We start from the raw sequence: 20,509 nt of genomic DNA, 5'->3' as shown, positions 1-20,509 counted from the left end.
CCCGTCAATAGGTTAACGATTTGTTAACCATGAGGTGTTGAGTATGGGTGAGACGATTCACCAGGCTGAGCCTGGGCGCTTTTCTGAAAAACTGATGCAATTGCTCGATCGCGTCGAATACCGGCGGGTCGAAACCGGCGAGGACATGGAGGACATCGCGCGGCTGCGCTACAAGTCCTACAAGTCCGTCAATCTGATGGAGTTGACCGGCTCGACGCTGATCGACGATCTCGATTTCGACAGTCACGCCTATGTCTTCGGTCTCTATCTCGACGAAGTGCTTGTCAGCACCGTGCGCGTTCATCATGTGACGCCGGATCATCGCGCCAGCACGTCGGGCATGATCTTCGCTCCCGAGATCGACGCGTTCCTCGATGCCGGCATGGTGCTGGTCGATCCCGGCCGGTTGGCGGTCGATCCTGACGTGATCGGCGACGAGATGCGGGCGCTTCCCTATCTGACGCTGCGACCGGTCGCGATGGCGTGCGAGTACTTCGCTGCCGACCGCTGCCTGACGGCCTGCCGTCCGCGCCACGCGGCTTTCTACAAGCGCATCTTTGCGTCGGAGACGGTTGTCGCCAAGCGCGAGAACCTCGGTGTCTACAATGCCGACGGCGCGCTTCTGGTGGCACAGGTGCGGGGGCAGCGGCCGTCGATCCTCGACCGCTACCCGGTCTTCGATTCCGAACCGTTCGAACGCCGCATGATGTTTGCCGACCGCAGCGAGGTGCCGTTTGCGCCGCTGACGATCCTGCCGACCGCGCGCATGGCGCAGACCGGCTACGGCCGCTCCTACCGGACGTCCGTCTTCCGGTAAGCGGCCTCGATTGCGAATGCGAATTCGGGGCGCGTCGAGGCGCGCCGCACCTTGCTGTGTGGCGTGACATTTCGCCCCATCAGGCACGGCTAAAGAACGGGTTTTCGTTGCGCCAGCCGTGCGCATTGTGTAAGGGCAGCTATAAGGGTTTCGCGGCTTTTCGCGAGACCATGCTTCGATAGGGGCGGCGATGACCCCAAGGTGGCGCCGCGGCATTCAGGGAGAATTTTGAACGATGGCTGAGCATCATTCTGGACCGGTCGATGTGGGCGCTCCGATGGACTATCCGGAACACGAGAAGACCTACCTCATGTTCCTGAGTGCCTCGAAGTACGGCACGCTTTTCTGCGTCGCCCTGCTGATCGCGATGGCTGCCGGCTTCTTCACGACGATGGGCCTGATCTCCTCGATCGTGCTTTTCATTCTGATCAACGTCGCCGGTTTCTTCTTCCTTCGCTAATCGGCGCGACCAAACCGACTGTTGAGGGAGCGCACACCGTGCTGCCTCGGCGACCGGGCGTTTGCCCGGAAGAAGCTGCATGTCGCCGGCTGGAGGTGCCGACGCATATGGCTTGAGGCCCGGATGCCCGTCGTAGGGCAGAGGTGGATAGTCCTCACCCGAGTGAGGGAGGAGTGGACAGCAGGCCCGCAGAGCCCGATTGCGGCTCGATGCCGGTGGATCGCCAAAGGTCCCGCATCCAGGCGATGGCTTGCTCCAGACGATTGCGCCGGGCACAGGTGTGCCGCGCACATGAGGGCGTGTCGGCCCGGTAGGCCACCCGCTTTGCAGTCGGAGAGAATGCCCGCATTCCGGCCCTGGCTCGATTGCGGCCAGGAGGGGGGACTTGTGAGCGAGATCGTCTTCGTCGCCAAGGAAACGGATCCGAATGAGGGTCGCGTTGCCGCATCACCGGATACTGTGAAGAAACTGAAAGGTCTCGGCTTCGACGTCGTCGTCGAGGCGGGCGCCGGGTTTCTGTCGCGCATTCCGGATGCCGAGTTCGAAAAGTCCGGAGCCCGGATCGGCACGACGGCAGACTACAGGGCGGCGGATGTCGTGCTCAAGGTCCGTCGGCCGACGAGTGTCGAGATTGCCGGCTACAGGTCCGGCGCCATCGTCATCGCCATCATGGATCCCTACGGCAACGAGGCGGCGATCGCCGACATGGCGAATGCCGGATTGACCGCTTTTGCGATGGAGCTGATGCCGCGCATCACGCGCGCGCAGTCGATGGACGTGCTGTCCAGCCAGGCCAACCTCGCCGGCTATCAGGCGGTCATCGACGCGGCCTACGAATATGACCGGGCGCTGCCGATGATGATGACGGCGGCCGGCACGGTTCCTGCCGCCAAGGTCTTCGTCATGGGCGCCGGCGTTGCCGGTCTGCAGGCGATCGCGACGGCCCGCCGTCTCGGGGCCGTGGTCTCGGCAACCGACGTGCGTCCCGCCGCCAAGGAGCAGGTCGCCTCGCTCGGGGCCAAGTTCATCGCCGTCGAGGACGACGAGTTCAAGGCGGCTGAGACCGCCGGCGGCTACGCCAAGGAAATGTCCAAGGACTATCAGGCCAAGCAGGCAGCACTTGTCGCCGAGCATATCGCCAAGCAGGACATCGTTATTACCACGGCGCTTATCCCCGGCCGCCCGGCGCCGCGGCTCGTTACCCGCGAGATGCTGAAGAGCATGAAGCCCGGTTCGATCGCGGTCGACCTTGCGGTCGAGCGCGGCGGCAACGTCGAGGGGGCAGAGGCCGGCAAGGTCGCCGAGGTCGAAGGCGTCAAGGTTATCGGCCATCTGAATGTGCCTGGCCGCATCGCCGCTTCCGCCTCCGGGCTTTATGCCAAGAACCTCGTCACCTTCCTGGAGACGATGGTCTCCAAGGAGACCAAGGCGCTCGCGCTCAACATGGAAGACGAGCTCGTCAAGGCGACGGCGCTCACCCATGGCGGTCAGGTCGTGCATCCGAACTTCGGCGCCAGCAAGGGGGACAAGTGATGGCGAATGAACTTCTCGACAAGGCGCTCGCCGATCTCGACCGGGCGGTGGAAGCGGTCCGCACCGCGGCCGAGTATGTGCCGGATGCGGCCGGTGCCGTCGCCCATGGCGCCACCGGCGGGGCGATCGACCCCTTCGTCTTTCGCCTGGCGATCTTCGTGCTGGCGATCTTCGTCGGCTACTACGTGGTCTGGTCGGTGACGCCGGCGCTGCACACGCCGCTGATGGCGGTCACCAACGCGATCTCCTCGGTCATCGTCGTCGGCGCCCTGCTGGCGGTCGGCATTTCCGCCTCGGGGCTGGCGACCGGCTTTGGCTTCATTGCGCTGGTGCTGGCCTCGGTCAACATCTTCGGCGGCTTCCTCGTCACCCAGCGCATGCTGGCCATGTACAAGAAAAAAGACAAGTGAGGCCGGCCCGATGAACGCCAACTTCGCAGCCTTCCTCTATCTCGTCTCCGGCGTCCTGTTCATCATGGCGCTGCGCGGCCTCTCGCATCCGACCACCAGCCGCAAGGGCAATACCTACGGCATGGTCGGCATGGGCATCGCCATCGTCACGACGTTGCTGCTCGCCAAGCCGAGCTTCGGTGGCCTGATGCTGATCGTGCTTGGCCTTGCCATCGGCGGCGGTATTGGTGCGTTCATCGCCCGCCGCATCGCCATGACGTCGATGCCGCAACTTGTTGCTGCCTTTCACTCGCTGGTCGGTCTTGCGGCCGTCATGGTCGCGGCTGCCGCCATGTATGCGCCGGAAAGCTTCGGCATCGGTACGATCGGTGACATCCACGCGCAGGCGCTGGTCGAAATGTCGCTCGGCGTCGCCATCGGCGCGATCACCTTTACCGGCTCGGTCATCGCCTTCCTCAAGCTCGACGGTCGCATGTCCGGCAAGCCGATCATGCTTTCGGGTCGCCATGCGATCAATGCCGGTCTGGCCGCGGCGCTCGTCGTGCTGGTGATCATGCTGGTCCTGACCCAGAGCACGACGGTGTTCTGGCTGATCGTCGCACTGTCGCTGGCGCTCGGCGTGCTGATCATCATTCCGATCGGCGGCGCCGACATGCCGGTGGTGGTCTCGATGCTCAACTCCTATTCGGGCTGGGCGGCGGCCGGCATCGGCTTCACACTCGGCAACCTGGCGCTGATCATCACCGGGGCGCTCGTCGGTTCGTCCGGTGCGATCCTCTCCTACATCATGTGCAAGGGCATGAACCGCTCGTTCATCTCGGTCATCCTCGGCGGCTTCGGCGGTGAGACAGCAGCGGCCGGCAGTGACGACGGCGTCCAGCGCACGGTCAAGCAGGGCTCGGCCGATGACGCGGCCTTCCTGATGGCGAACGCCTCCAAGGTGATCATCGTGCCCGGCTACGGCATGGCGGTTGCTCAGGCGCAGCATGCGCTGCGCGAAATGGCCGATCAGCTGAAGGCGGCCGGCGTCGAGGTCAAATATGCGATCCATCCGGTCGCGGGCCGCATGCCCGGCCATATGAACGTTCTGCTGGCGGAAGCAAACGTTCCCTATGACGAAGTGTTCGAGCTCGAGGATATCAATTCCGAGTTCGCGCAGGCCGATGTCGCCTATGTCATCGGCGCCAATGACGTCACCAACCCGGCGGCGCGCGACGACAAGTCCTCGCCGATCTACGGCATGCCGATCCTCGACGTGGACAAGGCCAAGACCTGCCTGTTCGTCAAGCGTTCGCTCGGCTCCGGCTATGCCGGCATCGACAACACGCTGTTCTACAAGGACGGCACGATGATGCTGCTTGGTGATGCCAAGAAGGTGACGGAAGACATCGTCAAGGCGCTGCACGCCTGAGGGCTGCTCGCATCGACCGATAAAGAAACGCCCGCCTTTCGGCGGGCGTTTCGCGTTGAAGGAGATGCGCGCGCCGTATGCGGCGATGTGTCGAGCTTTAGTCCAGGTCGACTTAGCCAGCCGGTGCCAGTGTCAGCTCGTCAATGCCGACGGCGAGGTTCAGGCCTTCCTGCACCTGGACATTGACCGGCTGTAGCATAAACGCCTTGTTGGTGCCGCCGCCGATCACCTTGGCGCCACCGCCGACGGCGAGACTCGCATCGGCGCCGACGCCGTAATACTCACCGGCAAGCGCGAATTCGCTGATCGGTGTGCCTGTCTTGGCAAGCACGTCCCAGATCATCGTGCTCTTTCCCGTCTTGCCGATGTCGATGCCGATCTTGCGGATCGTGCCGGCATAGACGGCCTTCGGTGCGCCATTGGTGGGCGTGAAGGTGCACATCAGGTTCTTGGTTGAGGTCAGGATCATGCCAGTGCCGCCTTCCGAACCACAAACGAGGCGGCCAAGGGCGACATAGTTTTGCGCGGCGGCCGGGCCCGTGGCAAGCGCGGCGAGCGCCAGCGCAGTGACGAGGGTTCGTTTGATCATGGCTAGTCTCCGTTCTTGATGCTTCAAGCAAACGGATGGCGGGCAGGAAGGTTCCGCTGTGCAGGGGCAATGCCTGCAAACGAAAACGCCCGCGATGCGGTCGCGGGCGTTTCGAAATGCGTGAACGGGTTGGCTCAGGATGCCTTGACGCGGGCAAGGCCTGCGCGGGCCGGCTCGTATTTCGGGTCGAGCTGCAGCGCGTGCGAATAGGATTTCGACGCTTTGGCCTTGTCGCCCTTGCGCTCGTAGATCAGCGCCTGGTTGGCCCAGGATTCGGCGACCTTGCCGTTCAGGTTGATCGCGGTGTTGAAGTCGGAGAAGGCGTTGTCGTCGTCGCCTTGCGCGACATAGGAGATGCCGCGGCCGTTATAGGGTTCCGGCGAGCTCGGCGACAGCGAGATCGCGGTCGAGAAGTCTTCGATCGCCTGACCGTGCTGGTTGCGTGCCTGGTAGATCAGGCCGCGATTGTGATAGGCGCGCGGATCGGTGGTATCGAGCTGGATGGCCTTGTTGAAATCGTTGAAGGCGGAATCGAGCTGGCCGGCCTGGCGATAGAGATTGCCGCGGCCGATATAAGCGACGTCGTAGTTGGCGTTGAGCTGCAGGGCCGTGTTGTAGTCGGCAAGCGCTGCCTGGGTATTGCCCATGTTGCGATGAACGAGCGCCCGGTTGGCATAGGCCTGGTAGAAGCGCGGGTTCAGCTTGATCGCCTGGTCGAAATCGGCAATCGCGCGGCGGTATTCGCCGGCGCGGCCGTAAGCCGAGCCGCGGACATTGTAGCCTTCCGGATCGCTCGGGTTGGAGGCGATGACGCTCGAAAGCGAGGCGATGTTTTCCTGCGAGCCCTGTTCGCGCTCGACCTTGTTGGTGACGGAGTCCGGACCGTCGGTCGTGCAGCCGGCGATGAGGAGGGCCGAGCCGAGAAGCAGCATGGCGGCAAGCCTCGGCTTGCGCTGGTGGCGGCGAGACGCCTCATGGACATTAAAACCGGAGACGTCCGCAGTCATGGCAGCAAGTGTCAAAGGTTGATCCCTCAAATCGACAAGGTCTCGAAAGCCATCGGCTTTCCGTTTCTGGAGCCGCTGAACTCCCCGCGGGCTCCTCAAGCCGGGCCAAAGTCGGCCTTGGCAGACCACCGGTCCAAACACTCCGGTCGGTCGTCCGTCGGTGGCAGCGTCGAGCACGCTAGCCTGTCGGCGGAAAAGATGTCCATACCAAAAAAAGGCGGTGGCGATATTTCGCCCCCGCCACGACTTACATCGAATAGCGTCGAAAAAACGACAAATCAGCGAGCCAGGAGGCCTTCGCGCTGTGCACGCTTGCGTGCCAGCTTGCGGACGCGGCGAACGGCTTCAGCCTTTTCGCGAGCGCGCTTCTGGGACGGCTTCTCGTAGTAGTCACGCATCTTCATTTCGCGGAAAATGCCTTCGCGCTGCATCTTCTTCTTGAGAGCGCGGAGCGCCTGATCGACATTGTTATCGCGGACTAGTACCTGCACGTGAATCCCGTTCCTTGGTTCGTGTTGTTTGCTGCTCCGTCAGGTGCGGAGGCAAAAGAGTGACATTCGCTAAGCTGGAAGCTTTACGATTAGATGAGCGGATACCAGATCATCAGGCGAAAGTCCAGCGACGACATGAGGCGGCGCTGAAAAAAACCTGAGATACGAGTGTCGCGCGACTTCTCCCCCGCCGCTTAACCGATCCATAGTCATGTCGCAACTGCGCGCAAGTCCACGCAAATGCGTCGCAAAAGAAACGTTGCGCAGGTCTCGGATTTGCGATTTCTAACTCCAACGAGAATGATCACCGGGAGTAACGGGCCGATGCGCAAATATTCAGTTTTCGCCGTGGCGCGCGAGGCGCTGCGCGGCCACAAGGGATGGGGCCCGCACTGGGCATCGCCGGAGCCGCGAAAGGAGTATGACGCCATCATCATCGGCGGCGGCGGCCATGGCTTGGGAGCAGCCTATTACCTTGCCAAGGAGCACGGCATCACAAATGTCGCGGTGCTCGAAAAGGGATGGATCGGCGGCGGCAATACCGGCCGCAACACGACGATCATCCGGTCCAACTATCTCTATGAAGAGAGCATGGACATCTACGAGCATTCGCTGAAGCTCTGGGAAAACCTCTCGCAGGATCTGAACTACAACGTCATGTATTCGCCCCGCGGCGTGATGATGCTGTCGCACAACATCCATGACCAGCAGTCGTTCAAGCGCCACATCAATGCCAACCGTCTCTACGGCATCGACAACGAGTGGCTGACGCCGGAGCAGGCCAAGGCCTATTGCCCGCCGCTCGATATCGCCAAGACTGCGCGCTACCCGATCAACGGGGCGGCCCTGCAGCGCCGTGGCGGCACGGCCCGCCACGATGCGGTTGCCTGGGGCTATGCGCGTGCGGCCTCCGACCGCGGCGTGCACATCATCCAGAACTGCGAAGTGACCGGGATCCGCCGCGACGAGACCGGCCGGGTCGTCGGGGTCGACACCAATCGCGGCTATATCGGCGCTAAGAAGGTCGGCATTTCCGCCGCCGGCCACACCTCGGTGCTGATGCAGATGGCCGATGTGCGCGTGCCGCTGCAGAGCCAGCCGCTGCAGGCGCTGGTCTCCGAACCGCTGAAGCCGATCTTCCCCTGCGTCGTCATGTCGAACTCGGTGCATGCCTATATCTCGCAGTCCGACAAGGGCGAGTTCGTCATCGGCGCCGGCACCGACCAGTACAATTCCTATTCGCAGACCGGCGGCCTGCAGATCATTACCCATACGCTCGATGCGATCTGCGAGCTCTTCCCGATGTTCCGCCGCGTCAAGATGATGCGGCAGTGGGGCGGCATCGTCGACGTCACCCAGGACCGCTCGCCGATCCAGGGTGTCACGCCGGTTCCGGGCCTCTACCTGAACGCCGGCTGGGGTACGGGCGGCTTCAAGGCGACGCCGGGCTCGGCCCATCTCTTCGCCCATCTGATCGCCAAGGGCGAGCCGCATCGTCTCGCCGCAGGGTTGACGCTGGAGCGCTTCCGCACCGGCCGGCTCATCGACGAAGCGGCTGCCGCCGCCGTTGCGCACTGAGGATTTCGAGATGCTTCTGATCTACTGCCCCTATTGCGAGGAAGAGCGTTCCGAGCTCGAGTTCCGCGGTGCCGGCGACGCCCATATCGCCCGTCCGGAAAACATCGCCGACATCACCGACGAACAGTTCGAGGAATATTTCTTCCTGCGTCAGAACCCCAAGGGTCTGATCTTCGAACGCTGGCGCCACATCCATGGCTGCGGCCGATTCTTCAACGCCGCCCGCGACACGGTCAGCGACCGTTTCTACACCACCTACAAGGCTGGCGAACCGAAGCCTGACATCGCCACCATTCTCCAGAGCGAGCAGGACAAGAACGGCCAGGATAAGGGAGCCGCGAAATGATGGGCGCCAATCGCATTCCAGGCGTCGGCCGCCTGACCCCCGCCCGCACCGCGCGCTTCACCTTCGACGGCCGCACGCTGACGGCGCTCGAGGGCGACACGGTCGCTTCGGCGCTGCTTGCCAACGGCATTCATCTGGTCGGCCGTTCGTTCAAGTACCACCGCCCGCGCGGCATTCTTTCGGCCGGAGCCGAGGAGCCGAACGCGCTGCTCGACGTCTCGCGGGATGCCGCCCGCCGCCAGCCGAACGTGCGCGCCACGGTGCAGGAAGTCTTCGACGGCATGAAGGTGGAATCGCAGAACCGCTGGCCGTCGCTTGCCTTCGACGTCGGCGGCTTCAACGATCTCCTGTCGCCTTTCTTTGCCGCCGGGTTCTACTACAAGACCTTCATGTGGCCGAAGGCTGCCTGGCACGCGATCTACGAACCCTTCATCCGCCGTGCTGCCGGCCTCGGCGTTACGCCGACGGAAGCCGATCCGGATCACTATGCCAGCCGCTACGCGCATTGCGATGTGCTTGTCATCGGTGCGGGTGTTGCCGGTCTATCCGCAGCACTTGCCGCTGCCAAGGCCGGCGCCAAGGTGATCATCTGCGACGAGCAGCCGGAAGTCGGTGGTGCGCTTCGCTACGAGAGCGGCACGACCATCGACGGCAAGGATGGCTGGGACTGGGCGCAGGAGACCGCCAAGACGCTTGCCTCCATGGACAACGTCACGGTGCTCACCCGCACCACCGGCTTCGGCTACTACAACCACAATTTCGTCGGCCTCGTCGAGCGCGTGACCGATCATCTGGCGGCCCTCGACAAGTCGCTGCCGCGTGAACGGCTGTGGCAGGTGCGCGCCAAGAAGGTGATCCTCGCCAACGGCCAGATCGAGCGGCACATGGTGTTCGCCAACAACGACCGCCCGGGCATCATGCTCGCTTCGGCCGGCCGCACCTATCTCAATCACTTCGGCGTCGCAGTCGGCTCCAAGGTTGGCGTCTACACGGCGCATGACTCGGCCTATGAGGCGGCCTTCGACCTGAAGCGGGCCAGTGTTTCGGTTCCTGTTATCGTCGACTGCCGCGAAAATCCGGGCGAGGCGGTGCTGGCGGAAGCGCGCAAGCTCGGCATCGAGGTGCTGACCGGGCATTCGGTGATCAAGGCCGGTGGCAAGCTCCGCGTCAACTCGATCAGTGTCGCCCGCAATGGCGGCGGCTCGGCCCGCAAGTTCGCCGTCGACGCGCTTTTGGTCTCGGCCGGCTGGACACCGTCGGTGCACCTGTTCTCGCAGTCGCGCGGCAAGGTGAAGTTCGATGCGGCGACGCAGCGCTTCCTGCCAGGCACGTACCTGCAGGATTGCCTGTCGATCGGCGCCTGCAACGGCACCGACGACCTGCAGGCAACCATCGACGAGGCGCTTGCGGCCGGCGAACTGACCGCGCGTGCGGCCGGTACAGAGGGCGGTGCGCAGGTGACGCTTTCGGGCGAAAACCGCTACGGCTGGACCGGCGGCATGATCGGCGCTGCCGAAGGCGCTGGTCCCGATACCACGGTCAAGGCCTTCATCGACTTCCAGCACGACGTCTGCGCCAAGGACATTCGTCTGGCGGTGCGCGAAGGCATGCACTCGATCGAGCACATCAAGCGCTTCACCACCAACGGCATGGCGTCCGACCAGGGCAAGCTTTCCAACATGCATGGTCTGGCGATCGCCGCCGAAGCGCTTGGCAAGGACATTCCGCAGGTGGGTCTGACGACCTTCCGCCAGCCCTACACGCCGGTGACCTTCGGAGCGATCGTCAACCACTCGCGTGGTGCCCTGTTCGACCCCGCGCGCAAGACGCCGATCCACGCCTGGGAGGAGGCGCATGGCGCCGAGTTCGAGGATGTCGGCAACTGGAAGCGCGCCTGGTTCTACCCGCGCTCCGGCGAAGACATGCATGAGGCGGTCGCGCGCGAGTGCAAGACGGTGCGCGACGTGGCTGGTGTCTTCGACGCCTCGACGCTCGGCAAGATCGAGGTTGTTGGCCCGGATGCGGCGCAGTTCCTCAATCTCATGTACACCAACGCCTGGGACAACCTGAAGCCCGGCCGCTGCCGCTACGGCATCATGCTGCGCGACGACGGCTTCGTCTATGACGACGGCGTGGTCGGTCGACTGGCCGAGGATCGCTTCCACGTGACGACCACGACCGGCGGTGCGCCGCGCGTCATGAACCACATGGAAGATTATCTGCAGACCGAGTTCCCGCACCTGAAGGTGTGGCTGACCTCGACGACGGAACAGTGGGCCGTCATCGCCGTGCAGGGACCGAAGGCGCGCGAGATCATCGCTCCGCTCGTCGAGGGCATCGACCTCTCCAACGAGGCCTTCCCGCACATGAGCGTCGCCGAGGGCAGGATCTGCGGCGTGCCGACACGGCTCTTCCGCATGTCGTTCACCGGCGAGCTGGGCTTCGAAGTCAACGTGCCGGCGGACTACGGCCAGGCGGTATGGGAAGCGATCTGGGCGCGGGCCGAGCCGATGGGCGCCTGCGCCTATGGCACGGAAACCATGCACGTGCTGCGCGCCGAAAAGGGCTACATCATCGTCGGCCAGGATACCGACGGTACGCTGACGCCGGACGATGCCGGCCTCTCCTGGGCCGTCTCGAAGAAGAAGCCCGACTTCGTCGGTATCCGCGGCCTGAAACGCCCGGATCTCGTCAAGGATGGCCGCAAGCAGCTCGTCGGTCTTCTCACCAAGGATCCGAAGGTGGTGCTGGAGGAAGGCGCGCAGATCGTCGCCGACCCGAACCAGCCGAAGCCGATGACCATGCTCGGTCACGTGACGTCGTCCTACTGGTCGGCAAACTGCGGTCGCTCGATTGCGCTGGCCATGGTGGCCGGTGGCCGCGAGCGCCTCGGCCAGACGCTCTACGTGCCGATGACCGATCGCACCATTGCCGTCGAAGTGAGCGACATGGTGTTCTTTGACAAGGAAGGGGGCCGCCTCCATGGCTGACCAGGTTACTGCAAGCCGCAAGGCGGCACTCACCGCGCGCGGGGGCTCGGCCGAGGCGATCCTGACGCCTGCACCGGCAGCAACGCGCATTTCGCTGCGCGCCGGCGCCGACGCACTGCCGGCCCTTTCGGCCGCACTTGGCGTGACGCTGCCGACCCGGCCGAAGACCTCGGCTTCTTCCGGCCAGCGCCATGCGCTGTGGATCGGCCCGGACGAGTGGCTGGTCATCGATGAGAGCCAAGCCGACCTGATGGCGGCAGCGGCCTCAAGCGGCACGCTGCATTCGGCGGTCGACATTTCGCATCGCAACGTCGCCGTCATTGTCAGCGGTCCGGGCGCCGACGTGGCTATCAACAGCGGCTGCCCGCAGGATCTGTCGCTGGCGATCTTCCCGGTAGGTGGCTGCTCGCGCACGATCCTCGGCAAGGCGGAGATCATCCTCTTCCGCACAGCTGAGGATCAGTTCCGGGTCGAGTGCTGGCGGTCGTTCTCGCCCTTCGTCTTCGGACTGCTTTCCGAGGGCGCTGCTGACGCCGGCCACTAAATGAAAAAGCCGGGAGGTGCGAGCAAGCACCTCCCGGCATTCGAAGACTGTTTGAAACAGCTCGCTCTCATTGCCGAGCGAGCAAGATACCTTTTTCGAGGAGCGTGCGCTTCGTCGCGTCGTTCAGGTCGTAATCCTGAAGGTGCTCGGGTTCGACCCAGGCATGTTCGACGAACTCGTCGTTGAGGCTGACCTCGCGATTTTCGGCCTCACAGTCAAAGATCAGATAGATCATATGAAGCTGCTCGGTTGAGCCGTCGGCATAGGACTTTGTCCGGATGTCGTCCCGGAAGGTCCAGGGCTTGATCGTTCCGATCTCCAGACGGTCTCCAAGCTCTTCCCGGATTTCACGGCGCAGGCCCTCATCGAGACGTTCGCCCGGCTCGAGGCCGCCACCCGAAAGCGCCCATTGCCCGGGAAACACGCCGCGATCGGGCGGCATCTTGCAGAGCAGGTAGGCGCCCCTGTTCTGAATGAGCGGGCAGACGATGATACGCTGGCGCAATGACTTCTCCATTTACTGATTTGGCGACCACGACAGCCGCCTGGCTTTTTTACGCGAAGCGCAAGTACCAGAAGAGCGCAATCTCGTGCGTTCCCGGCGTCAATGCCGAATAGAGGTGTCGGTCGTGGCCGGCGAGCTCGAAGCCGTAGCGCTCGTAAAAGCGGCAGGCGGCGACATTGTTCGATTGGGTCTCAAGCCTGATCCCCGGCAGGCCCCGTTCCCGCGCCCAGGACACTGCCCTGTCCATGAGAGCTCGCGCGACGCCGGCGCGGCGCGCGTCCTTGTCGACGGCGATATCGTCCACCTCGGCATAGCCGTTCCACGCCTTCGAGAGTGCAATGTAACCGGCGAGCCGGCCGTCGAGACGCGCTGTGAAGAGGGCGGCATCCGGCCCAGCCGCGGTCTCCACAAGCTCGTCCGGGTCGGATCCATAGGTCTTGATGTAGCTCTCGACCGGAGCGACGTCGCCGAGATCGGGGCCGATGAAGGGCGGCCGTGCCTCGGACGTGACCTCGAAGGAAAAGTCGCAGCCGGCAAAGTCGCTGACGAAACGCCCGTCGGCCGGCTCGACGATGACTGCTACTGTCATGGGATCTTCCTGCTCAAACCGCCTCAGGCATCGGCGGGGCGATCCTTGGGATCGAACTGGATGATCGTCTGCCAGGTTGCCGTCAGCGCCGGCTTGCGCTCGCCTTCGATCTCGACGCTGACGTCGTAGGTGATCATCAGCATGCTGGCGCCGCGGAAGCGGGCATCGGCCATGGTGAAGTGGCCGCGCACCTTGGCGCCGCTCTTCACCGGCGCGATGAAGCGCACTTTCTCGAAGCCGTAATTGATGCCCATGGTCTGTTCGCGGATTTTCGGCAGGCAATTGTAGTTCATCGCGGAGAGCAACGAGAGCGACAGGAAGCCATGCGCGATCGTGCCGCCGAAGGGCGTTTCGGCAGCGGCCCGCACCGGGTCGACGTGAATATACTGATAGTCGCTGGTTGCCTCGGCGAATTTGTCGATTGTTTCCTGCGTGACCGTGATCCAGTCGGAAACGCCGACCTCCTTGCCGACCAGCACCTTGATCTCAGAAAGTGAAATGTCGTGCAGCATGTAAACGCCTCGAAACAAGCCCCCCAAGCGATCTATAGGCTCGCCCGTTGCAACCTGCAAGTGGTGGAAAAGCTTTAGAAAACCTCGACGAAGAAGGCAACCGAGCGCGGCGCCACGTGATCGGCGGGGGATGACGCTGCGAGCGCATCCTGCCATTTTCCATCGACGCTGTCGGGCAGGCGGAGGGGATGCGGCGCATGGCTGCGATTGATGACGACGGCAAGCCGCGTTGCCCGCTTCTGCGTGCGGTCGGGGGTGGTCAGCACCATTGTCAGATTGTCCGTTGCCGGATGCTCCCAGTCGGTCACGGTCATCGGGTGACCGTCGAGACGGCACCACTCGACGTCGCCGTTTCCTGTCAGGAACGTGGTCTCGTCGAAAACGCCGAAGCGGGAGCGCATGGCTGACAGGGCCTCAGTATGGGCGACGATCTCGTCGTCCATCGCCGTCCAGTCGAGCCAGGTGATGGCGTTGTCCTGGCAGTAGGCGTTGTTGTTGCCCCGCTGGCTGCGCCCGGCTTCGTCGCCGGCGGTCAGCATGATCGTGCCGCGGGTGGCAAAGAGCGTTCCGATGAGCGCCATCACGTCATGGCGGCGAGCCGCCTTGATTTCCGGATCCGCCGTCGGCCCTTCGGCGCCATTGTTCCAGGAATGGTTCTCGTTGTGGCCGTCGCGATTTTCCTCGCCGTTCGCCTCGTTGTGCTTGCCGGCATAGGAGACGAGATCGGCCAGCGTGAAGCCGTCATGGGCGGCGATGAAGTTGACCGTGCGCGTGCCGCTCTCACCCCAGCGGGCGAAACTGCCTGAGGAGCCGGCAAGCGCTGTCGCCAGCGCGCCGATCGAATGGCGATCGCCGCGCCAGTAGATGCGGAGGTCGTCGCGGGCGCGGTCGTTCCACTCGAGGAAGGGCGCGGGGAAATTGCCGAGCTGGTAGCCACCGGGACCGATATCCCAGGGCTCGGCGATCAGCACCCGGTCGGCAAGCAGCGGATCGGCCGCAATCGCCTGAAAGAGTGGGGCATCGCGGTGGAAGCCGCCCATGTCGCGGCCGAGGATCGAGGCGAGATCGAAGCGGAAGCCGTCGACGCCGGCAGCGCTGACGAAGTGGCGCAGGCTGTCGAGGATCAGTGCCTCGACAACCGGATTGTCGCAGGCGATCGTGTTGCCGCAGCCGGTATCGTTGATCAGTTCGCCCGGGCGGTCGGTGGCGTGACGATAATAAGTCAGGTTGTCGAGCCCGCGCATCGACAGCGTTGTGCCGAAGCAATCGCTTTCACCGGAGTGGTTGAAAACGAGATCGAGGATGACGCCGATGCCGGCCTTGCGCAGCGCCTCGACGGTCTTTCGCAGCTCCTTGATGCCGCCCGGCACCAGGCGCGGATCGAGTGCCATAGGGGCGATCGGATTATAACCCCAGCCGTTCTTCAGACCGAGCGGTGGCAGATGGCGTTCGTCGATCCAGGCGACGATCGGCATCAGCTCGATGGCCGAGACGCCGAGGCGCTTCAGATGTTCGATGATGGCGGGCTCGGCGAGGGCGGCCACCGTGCCGCGCTTGGCTTTGGGTACGTCGGGATGGAGGATGGTGAAAGGCTTGACGGCGATTTCGTAGACAAGGCCGCCGGAGCGAAAGAGCGGCGCCTTCACCTTGGCAGCCTTCACCTCGGTGACGATCGCTTTCGGTACGAGGTCGGCGGTGTCTTCGCCAAAGATCGTCAGGCGCGGATCATGGCCAAACGGGCGGTCGAGTTCGATGGCATAGGGATCGACGAGAAGCTTGGATGGATCGAACCAGAGACCGTGATCGGGCGAATAGACGCCATCGGCCCGGAAGCCGTAGCGCGTTCCTTTCGGCGCGTCGGCAACCTTCAAGCTGTGAATGTCGCCGTTCCGCGTCATCGGCAGCTGGCGCAGCTGTTTGGCGCCTGATTTGTCGAAAAGGCAGAGATCGATACGGGCGGCATTGTGCGACCAGACCGAAAACACGGTGCCTTCGGAGGTGATGGTGGCACCGAGGGGTGGGTTTCCTTTGGTCGGCATGAAGGCGGCCCTCTTCGTGGTGTCGTCGGTGTGTGTGACCCACCCCCCTCTGCCCGGCCGGGCATCTGCCCCACAAGGGGGAGGTTGACTTGTGGCATCCTCCCATTCCACCGATAAACCGATGCGTTGGTTTACGGGCGAGGGGATCCCTGCGACGTCAACGCCATCTTAGGGCAAGGCCGTGCCGCAGATCGATCTCCCCCTTGTGAGGGAGATGCCCGGCAGGGCAGAGGGGGGTAAGCGGCAAACGAAAAAGGGCCGCATCAGCGGCCCCGATAGTGCGGTATTTCAGGTAATGACGCTCGGCTCGGTGCGGCCGGTGCGGGTCTTGATGCTGGCGATCTCTTCGGCAACGGCGATGAGATCGGCGAGCGCCGTCTGCGTCTCGATATCGTGACGCGAGGCGTCCGGCTCGAAGCGCTCGATATAGACGCGCAGCGTTGCTCCCGATGTGCCGGTGCCCGACAGGCGGAAGACGACGCGGGAGCCGCCTTCGAACAGGATGCGGATGCCCTGGTTCTTGCTGACGGAATGGTCGACCGGATCGTTGTAGGCGAAGTCGTCCGCGGTCGCGACCTTGAGCGCGCCGAAGGACTTGCCGGGCAGCGTGGCAAGCTGGTCGCGCAGGTTGGCGATCAGGCCATTGGCCGCATCAGAATCGACCTCTTCGTAGTCGTGGCGCGAATAGTAGTTGCGGCCGTAGGTCGCCCAATGGTTCTTGACGATGTCGAGCGCGCTTTCCTTGCGCACCGCCAGAATGTTGAGCCACAGCAGGACTGCCCAGAGCCCGTCCTTCTCGCGCACGTGGTTGGAGCCGGTGCCCGCACTTTCCTCGCCGCAGATCGTCGCCATGCCCTCGTCGAGCAGGTTGCCGAAGAACTTCCAGCCGGTCGGCGTCTCGTAGATGCCGATGCCGAGCTTTTCGGCGACACGGTCGGCAGCACCACTGGTCGGCATCGAACGGGCGATACCTGCAAGACCCTTGGCATAGCCGGGTGCCAGATGCGCGTTGGCGGCGAGCATGGCCAGACTGTCGGACGGTGTGATGAAGATGCCGCGGCCGATGACGAGGTTGCGGTCGCCGTCGCCGTCGGAAGCGGCGCCGAAATCCGGTGCGTCGGGCGCCATCATCGTCTCATAGAGTGCGCGGGCATGAACCAGATTCGGGTCCGGGTGGTGGCCGCCGAAATCGGGCAGCGGGATGAAGTTCATCACCGAGCCCTTAGGCGCGCCGAGTCGCTTTTCGATGATCTCCTTGGCATAGGGACCGGTAACGGCGCTCATCGCATCGAAGACGACGCGGAAGCCGCCTTCAATCATTTTGCGGATCGCGCCGAAGTCGAACAGGCTTTCCATCAACTCGGCATAATCGGCGACGGGATCGATGACGGTGATCGTCATGCCGTCGATGTCCTGCGTGCCTTCGGCATCAAGGTTGATGTCGGCGACATCGGAGATCTTGTAGCTGTCGATCACCTTGCTGCGCGCGAAGATCGCGTCAGTGATCTTCTCCGGTGCCGGGCCGCCATTGCCGATGTTGTACTTGATGCCGAAGTCTTCGGTCGGGCCGCCAGGATTGTGGCTGGCCGACAACACGATGCCGCCAAAGGCTTTGTACTTGCGGATGACGTTGGAGGCAGCCGGCGTCGACAGGATGCCGCCGCGGCCGACGAGCACGCGGCCGAAGCCGTTGGCCGCCGCCATCTTGATGGCGATCTGGATGACTTCGCGGTTGTAGAAGCGACCGTCGCCGCCGATGACAAGCGTTTCGCCCTGAAAGCCTTCGAGCGAATCGAAGATCGACTGGATGAAGTTCTCGGCATAGTTCTTCTGCTGGAAGACCGGGACCTTCTTGCGCAGCCCTGACGTGCCAGGCTTCTGGTCGCCGTAGGGGGTTGTGGTAACCGTTCTTATCATGCTGACTTAACCTTTCCCGAGAAGTCCGGAATAAAGAGAGACGTAACGCTCGGCACTTGTGGCCCAGGAAACGTCCGATTTCATGCCCTGGGTCTGAATTTTCGACCAGACTTTGGGCTCGCTGTATGCACGCAGCACCCGCCGGATCGCAAGCCGCAACCCATCGGCATTGACAGGCGTGAACTGGAAGCCGGTCGCGACCTTGGCCGCAAGCCCGGCCTCGTTGGCGTCGATGATGGTATCGGCAAGGCCGCCGGTGCGGGCGACGACCGGCACGCAGCCGTAGCGCAGGCCATAGAGCTGGGTAAGCCCGCAGGGCTCGAAGCGCGACGGAATGAGGATGGCGTCGGAGCCCGCCTGCATCAGATGCGACAGCGGCTCGTTGTAGCCGGTGACCATGCCGATATGGCCGCGATGGCGGGAGGCAGCGGCGAGCAGCGCGCCTTCGAGCGCCGCGTCGCCGGAGCCGAGCACCACGAGCTTGCCGCCCATGGCGACGAGCTCGTCGGCGATCTCGGCGACCAGATCCATGCCCTTCTGCCAGGTGAGCCGGCTGACAACGCAGAAGATCGGGCCGTTGCCTTTTTCAAGGCCGAAGCGTTCCTCGAGCGCACGCCGGTTGGCCGCGCGCTGCTTCAGGCTCGTTGCGCTGAAATGCTGGGCGATGTGCGGGTCGGTCTGCGGATCCCAGATGTCGGCGTCGATGCCGTTGACGATGCCAGAGAGGTCGGCGACGCGGCTCTTCAACAGGCCTTCGAGGCCCATGCCGAATTCGGGCGTCAGGATTTCCTGCGCATAGGAGGGGCTGACGGTGGTAATGGCGTCGGCGGTCTGCAGGCCGCCCTTCAGGAAGCCGACGTCGCCGTAATATTCGACGAACTGCATCGAGAAGGCTTCGGCGGGAAGGGCAAGCTCGGGGAAGACTAAGGCGCCGAACTGGCCCTGGAAGGCGATGTTGTGGATCGTCATCACCGTCGGCGTTGCGGCCGCCGGGCCGAAATGCATGTAGACCGGCGTCAGCGCCGTCTGCCAGTCATGGGCGTGAACGATATCGGGTTTCCAGCCCGAGACGACATCGCCGCCGGCAATTTCGGCCGCCGCAAGCGAGAGTGCGGCAAAGCGGCGGAAATTGTCGACGTAGTCGCGGCCGGTGGCATCGACATAGGGGCCGCCGTCTCGAGCGTAGAGTTCAGGCAGGTCGAGGACCAGCAGATCGAGCCCGTCGATTTCGGCGGCGAGAACTGTCGCCGGATTGCCGAACAGGTTTTCGAAACTGCCGACCTTCTTTTTCTTCTTCAGCTTCTGCAGCACGGCCGGATAGCCGGGCACCAGCGTGCGGGTCTTGACGCCGTGCGGCAAAAGCGCTGCCGGAAGCGCGCCGACGACATCGGCGAGCCCCCCGGTCTTGATCAGCGGATAGACTTCGGACGCAACGGACAGGACGTTCATGAAGTGCCTACATTCCCAGTTTGTCGATCATCGTTTGCGTGATCAGGCAGACGCCGTTTTCCGAACGCCGGAAACGCTTGGCATCGAGCACCGGATCGTCACCGACGACGAGGCCCTCGGGGATCACGACACGGCTGTCGATGACCACGTTGCGCAGCGTCGCGTGGCGACCGATCTTCACATCGGGAAGAACTACGGCATTCTCCAGACGGGAATATGAATTTACGCGGACACCTGTGAACAACAGGCTGCGGTTGAGCGCGGCGCCTGAGATAATGCAGTCGCCGGAGATCAGCGACGAGGTTGCCGAGCCGCGGCGGTTTTCATCGTCATGCACGAATTTCGCCGGCGGCTTGATCTCGGCAAAGGTCCAGATCGGCCAGGTGCTGTCGTAGATGTCGAGCTCCGGCGTCACGTGGGTCAGGTCGATATTGGCCTGCCAATAGGCATCGATCGTGCCGACGTCGCGCCAGTAGGCCTCGCGCTCGAAGTCCGACCGCACGCAGGACTCTGCGAAACGGTGGGCGACGGCTTTGCCGTTATCGACGATGTAGGGGATGATGTCCTTGCCGAAGTCGCGGCTCGATTTCGGATCGGCGGCGTCGCGGCGCAGAAGATCCATCAGGAACTTCGTGTGGAAGACATAGATGCCCATGGAGGCAAGCGCCATCTCCGGATTGCCGGGAATGCCCGGCGGATCGGCCGGCTTCTCGACGAAGGCGATGATGCGGTCCTTTTCGTCGACATGCATCACGCCGAAGCCGGTTGCTTCCATGCGCGGCACCTCGAGGCAGCCGATGGTGACGTCGGCGCCGGAATCGACGTGCTGCTGCAGCATCAATTCGTAGTCCATCTTGTAAATATGGTCGCCAGCAAGGATCACCATGTATTCGACGCCATGATCCTCGATGATGTCGATGTTCTGGTAAACGGCGTCGGCCGTGCCTTCGTACCATTGCGTTTCGGAAACGCGCTGGCTGGCCGGGAGAATATCGAAGCTTTCGTTTCGCTCCGGGCGGAAGAAGTTCCAGCCACGCTGCAGGTGGCGGATCAGCGAATGCGCCTTGTACTGGGTGGCGACGCCGATGCGGCGGATACCGGAGTTGAGCGCGTTCGACAGCGCGAAGTCGATGATACGGGCCTTGCCGCCGAAATAGACCGCCGGCTTCGCCCGTCGGTCGGTCAGTTCCTTCAGGCGACTGCCGCGACCGCCGGCGAGAACATAGGCCATGGCATCACGTGCCAGAGGTTGCGTACGCTTTTCCACCATTTGTCCTCCCCATTCATTGACCTTAAGGGGTCGTCACGGCGGCCTTCTGCGA

General features: G+C 63.4%; 19 protein-coding genes. 9 read left to right on the top strand and 10 right to left on the bottom strand.

Annotated elements, in window-relative coordinates:
* The first annotated feature begins 43 nt into the window (after positions 1 to 43).
* The 5 genes from FA04_RS15520 (at position 44) to FA04_RS15500 (ending at position 4,631) form a co-directional block, all read left to right on the top strand.
* Positions 44 to 817, top strand: a complete 774-nt coding sequence (locus FA04_RS15520) for an N-acyl amino acid synthase FeeM domain-containing protein (RefSeq protein ID WP_034786904.1) — start codon at positions 44 to 46, stop codon at positions 815 to 817.
* A 235-nt stretch (positions 818 to 1,052) separates the two neighbouring features.
* A complete protein-coding gene (locus tag FA04_RS15515; protein ID WP_034786900.1) occupies positions 1,053 to 1,277 on the top strand; it encodes an aa3-type cytochrome c oxidase subunit IV in 225 nt (74 codons plus the stop codon).
* A 387-nt stretch (positions 1,278 to 1,664) separates the two neighbouring features.
* On the top strand, positions 1,665 to 2,810 hold the full coding sequence (locus FA04_RS15510; RefSeq protein WP_034787268.1) for a Re/Si-specific NAD(P)(+) transhydrogenase subunit alpha: 1,146 nt from the start codon (positions 1,665 to 1,667) through the stop codon (positions 2,808 to 2,810).
* Positions 2,810 to 3,220 (top strand): NAD(P) transhydrogenase subunit alpha part 2, encoded by a 411-nt coding sequence (locus tag FA04_RS15505; protein WP_034786897.1) that lies wholly within the window; start codon positions 2,810 to 2,812, stop codon positions 3,218 to 3,220. The genes FA04_RS15510 and FA04_RS15505 overlap by 1 nt, the downstream gene beginning before the upstream one ends.
* Positions 3,221 to 3,230: 10 nt before the next feature.
* Positions 3,231 to 4,631, top strand: coding sequence for an NAD(P)(+) transhydrogenase (Re/Si-specific) subunit beta (locus FA04_RS15500; protein WP_034786893.1), 1,401 nt, complete (start codon positions 3,231 to 3,233; stop codon positions 4,629 to 4,631).
* A gap of 112 nt (positions 4,632 to 4,743) precedes the next feature.
* On the opposite strand, the gene FA04_RS15495 is transcribed toward FA04_RS15500, so the two are convergent.
* The 3 genes from FA04_RS15495 to rpsU all read right to left on the bottom strand — a co-directional run bounded on the left by FA04_RS15495 (position 4,744) and on the right by rpsU (position 6,718).
* Positions 4,744 to 5,220 (bottom strand): DUF992 domain-containing protein, encoded by a 477-nt coding sequence (locus FA04_RS15495; RefSeq protein WP_034786890.1) that lies wholly within the window; start codon positions 5,218 to 5,220, stop codon positions 4,744 to 4,746.
* A gap of 134 nt (positions 5,221 to 5,354) precedes the next feature.
* On the bottom strand, positions 5,355 to 6,242 hold the full coding sequence (locus FA04_RS15490; protein ID WP_034786887.1) for a tetratricopeptide repeat protein: 888 nt from the start codon (positions 6,240 to 6,242) through the stop codon (positions 5,355 to 5,357).
* A gap of 263 nt (positions 6,243 to 6,505) precedes the next feature.
* Positions 6,506 to 6,718, bottom strand: a complete 213-nt coding sequence (rpsU, locus tag FA04_RS15485; RefSeq protein ID WP_034786884.1) for a 30S ribosomal protein S21 — start codon at positions 6,716 to 6,718, stop codon at positions 6,506 to 6,508.
* Positions 6,719 to 7,042: 324 nt separating this feature from the next.
* Between rpsU and FA04_RS15480 the strand changes: the two genes are divergently transcribed.
* From FA04_RS15480 to soxG, 4 genes are read left to right on the top strand one after another with little or no spacing between them, the layout of a single operon-like run.
* Positions 7,043 to 8,296 (top strand): sarcosine oxidase subunit beta family protein, encoded by a 1,254-nt coding sequence (locus tag FA04_RS15480; protein ID WP_034786880.1) that lies wholly within the window; start codon positions 7,043 to 7,045, stop codon positions 8,294 to 8,296.
* A 10-nt stretch (positions 8,297 to 8,306) separates the two neighbouring features.
* Entirely contained in the window at positions 8,307 to 8,642 is a 336-nt protein-coding gene (locus FA04_RS15475) for a sarcosine oxidase subunit delta (protein WP_034786877.1), read from the top strand.
* Complete coding sequence (locus tag FA04_RS15470; protein ID WP_034786875.1) at positions 8,639 to 11,632, top strand: sarcosine oxidase subunit alpha; 2,994 nt, start codon at positions 8,639 to 8,641, stop codon at positions 11,630 to 11,632. Before FA04_RS15475 ends, FA04_RS15470 begins: the two co-directional genes overlap by 4 nt.
* A complete protein-coding gene (gene soxG, locus FA04_RS15465; RefSeq protein ID WP_034786872.1) occupies positions 11,625 to 12,176 on the top strand; it encodes a sarcosine oxidase subunit gamma family protein in 552 nt (183 codons plus the stop codon). Before FA04_RS15470 ends, soxG begins: the two co-directional genes overlap by 8 nt.
* A gap of 67 nt (positions 12,177 to 12,243) precedes the next feature.
* Here the strand turns inward: soxG and nudI are convergent, their stop codons facing one another.
* From nudI to glgC, 7 genes are all read right to left on the bottom strand, one after another.
* Positions 12,244 to 12,681, bottom strand: coding sequence for a nucleoside triphosphatase NudI (gene nudI / locus FA04_RS15460; protein WP_034786869.1), 438 nt, complete (start codon positions 12,679 to 12,681; stop codon positions 12,244 to 12,246).
* A gap of 49 nt (positions 12,682 to 12,730) precedes the next feature.
* The gene (locus FA04_RS15455; protein ID WP_034786865.1) at positions 12,731 to 13,270 is read right to left on the bottom strand and encodes a GNAT family N-acetyltransferase; all 540 of its coding nucleotides are present in this window, start codon (positions 13,268 to 13,270) and stop codon (positions 12,731 to 12,733) included.
* 23 nt (positions 13,271 to 13,293) lie between these two features.
* Entirely contained in the window at positions 13,294 to 13,782 is a 489-nt protein-coding gene (locus FA04_RS15450; protein WP_034786863.1) for a MaoC family dehydratase, read from the bottom strand.
* Between the two features lie 74 nt (positions 13,783 to 13,856).
* Complete coding sequence (glgX, locus tag FA04_RS15445) at positions 13,857 to 15,821, bottom strand: glycogen debranching protein GlgX (RefSeq protein ID WP_034786860.1); 1,965 nt, start codon at positions 15,819 to 15,821, stop codon at positions 13,857 to 13,859.
* A gap of 288 nt (positions 15,822 to 16,109) precedes the next feature.
* Positions 16,110 to 17,738: an alpha-D-glucose phosphate-specific phosphoglucomutase gene (locus FA04_RS15440; protein WP_034786858.1), complete on the bottom strand. Its 1,629-nt coding sequence runs from the start codon at positions 17,736 to 17,738 to the stop codon at positions 16,110 to 16,112.
* A 6-nt stretch (positions 17,739 to 17,744) separates the two neighbouring features.
* Positions 17,745 to 19,187 carry a glycogen synthase GlgA gene (glgA, locus tag FA04_RS15435; RefSeq protein ID WP_034786855.1) on the bottom strand — a complete coding sequence of 481 codons (1,443 nt, stop codon included), beginning with the start codon at positions 19,185 to 19,187 and terminating at the stop codon, positions 17,745 to 17,747.
* 7 nt (positions 19,188 to 19,194) lie between these two features.
* Positions 19,195 to 20,457 carry a glucose-1-phosphate adenylyltransferase gene (glgC, locus tag FA04_RS15430; protein ID WP_034786853.1) on the bottom strand — a complete coding sequence of 421 codons (1,263 nt, stop codon included), beginning with the start codon at positions 20,455 to 20,457 and terminating at the stop codon, positions 19,195 to 19,197.
* Positions 20,458 to 20,509 lie beyond the last annotated feature (52 nt).

The organism is Ensifer adhaerens (genome assembly GCF_000697965.2).
GTDB classification, from domain to species: domain Bacteria; phylum Pseudomonadota; class Alphaproteobacteria; order Rhizobiales; family Rhizobiaceae; genus Ensifer; species Ensifer adhaerens.
This window is presented reverse-complemented; position numbering and strand designations above follow the sequence as displayed.

What these genes read in the sequence shown, in the direction of transcription:
- FA04_RS15515 (WP_034786900.1), top strand. Translation starts at nt 1,053, where the DNA reads ATGGCTGAGCATCATTCTGGACCGGTCGATGTGGGCGCTCCGATGGAC.
- FA04_RS15450 (WP_034786863.1), bottom strand. Translation starts at nt 13,782, where the DNA reads ATGCTGCACGACATTTCACTTTCTGAGATCAAGGTGCTGGTCGGCAAG.
- glgC (WP_034786853.1), bottom strand. Translation starts at nt 20,457, where the DNA reads ATGGTGGAAAAGCGTACGCAACCTCTGGCACGTGATGCCATGGCCTAT.
- FA04_RS15495 (WP_034786890.1), bottom strand. Translation starts at nt 5,220, where the DNA reads ATGATCAAACGAACCCTCGTCACTGCGCTGGCGCTCGCCGCGCTTGCC.
- FA04_RS15480 (WP_034786880.1), top strand. Translation starts at nt 7,043, where the DNA reads ATGCGCAAATATTCAGTTTTCGCCGTGGCGCGCGAGGCGCTGCGCGGC.
- FA04_RS15500 (WP_034786893.1), top strand. Translation starts at nt 3,231, where the DNA reads ATGAACGCCAACTTCGCAGCCTTCCTCTATCTCGTCTCCGGCGTCCTG.
- FA04_RS15520 (WP_034786904.1), top strand. Translation starts at nt 44, where the DNA reads ATGGGTGAGACGATTCACCAGGCTGAGCCTGGGCGCTTTTCTGAAAAA.
- FA04_RS15440 (WP_034786858.1), bottom strand. Translation starts at nt 17,738, where the DNA reads ATGATAAGAACGGTTACCACAACCCCCTACGGCGACCAGAAGCCTGGC.
- soxG (WP_034786872.1), top strand. Translation starts at nt 11,625, where the DNA reads ATGGCTGACCAGGTTACTGCAAGCCGCAAGGCGGCACTCACCGCGCGC.
- FA04_RS15470 (WP_034786875.1), top strand. Translation starts at nt 8,639, where the DNA reads ATGATGGGCGCCAATCGCATTCCAGGCGTCGGCCGCCTGACCCCCGCC.
- glgA (WP_034786855.1), bottom strand. Translation starts at nt 19,187, where the DNA reads ATGAACGTCCTGTCCGTTGCGTCCGAAGTCTATCCGCTGATCAAGACC.
- FA04_RS15475 (WP_034786877.1), top strand. Translation starts at nt 8,307, where the DNA reads ATGCTTCTGATCTACTGCCCCTATTGCGAGGAAGAGCGTTCCGAGCTC.
- FA04_RS15455 (WP_034786865.1), bottom strand. Translation starts at nt 13,270, where the DNA reads ATGACAGTAGCAGTCATCGTCGAGCCGGCCGACGGGCGTTTCGTCAGC.
- glgX (WP_034786860.1), bottom strand. Translation starts at nt 15,821, where the DNA reads ATGCCGACCAAAGGAAACCCACCCCTCGGTGCCACCATCACCTCCGAA.
- FA04_RS15505 (WP_034786897.1), top strand. Translation starts at nt 2,810, where the DNA reads ATGGCGAATGAACTTCTCGACAAGGCGCTCGCCGATCTCGACCGGGCG.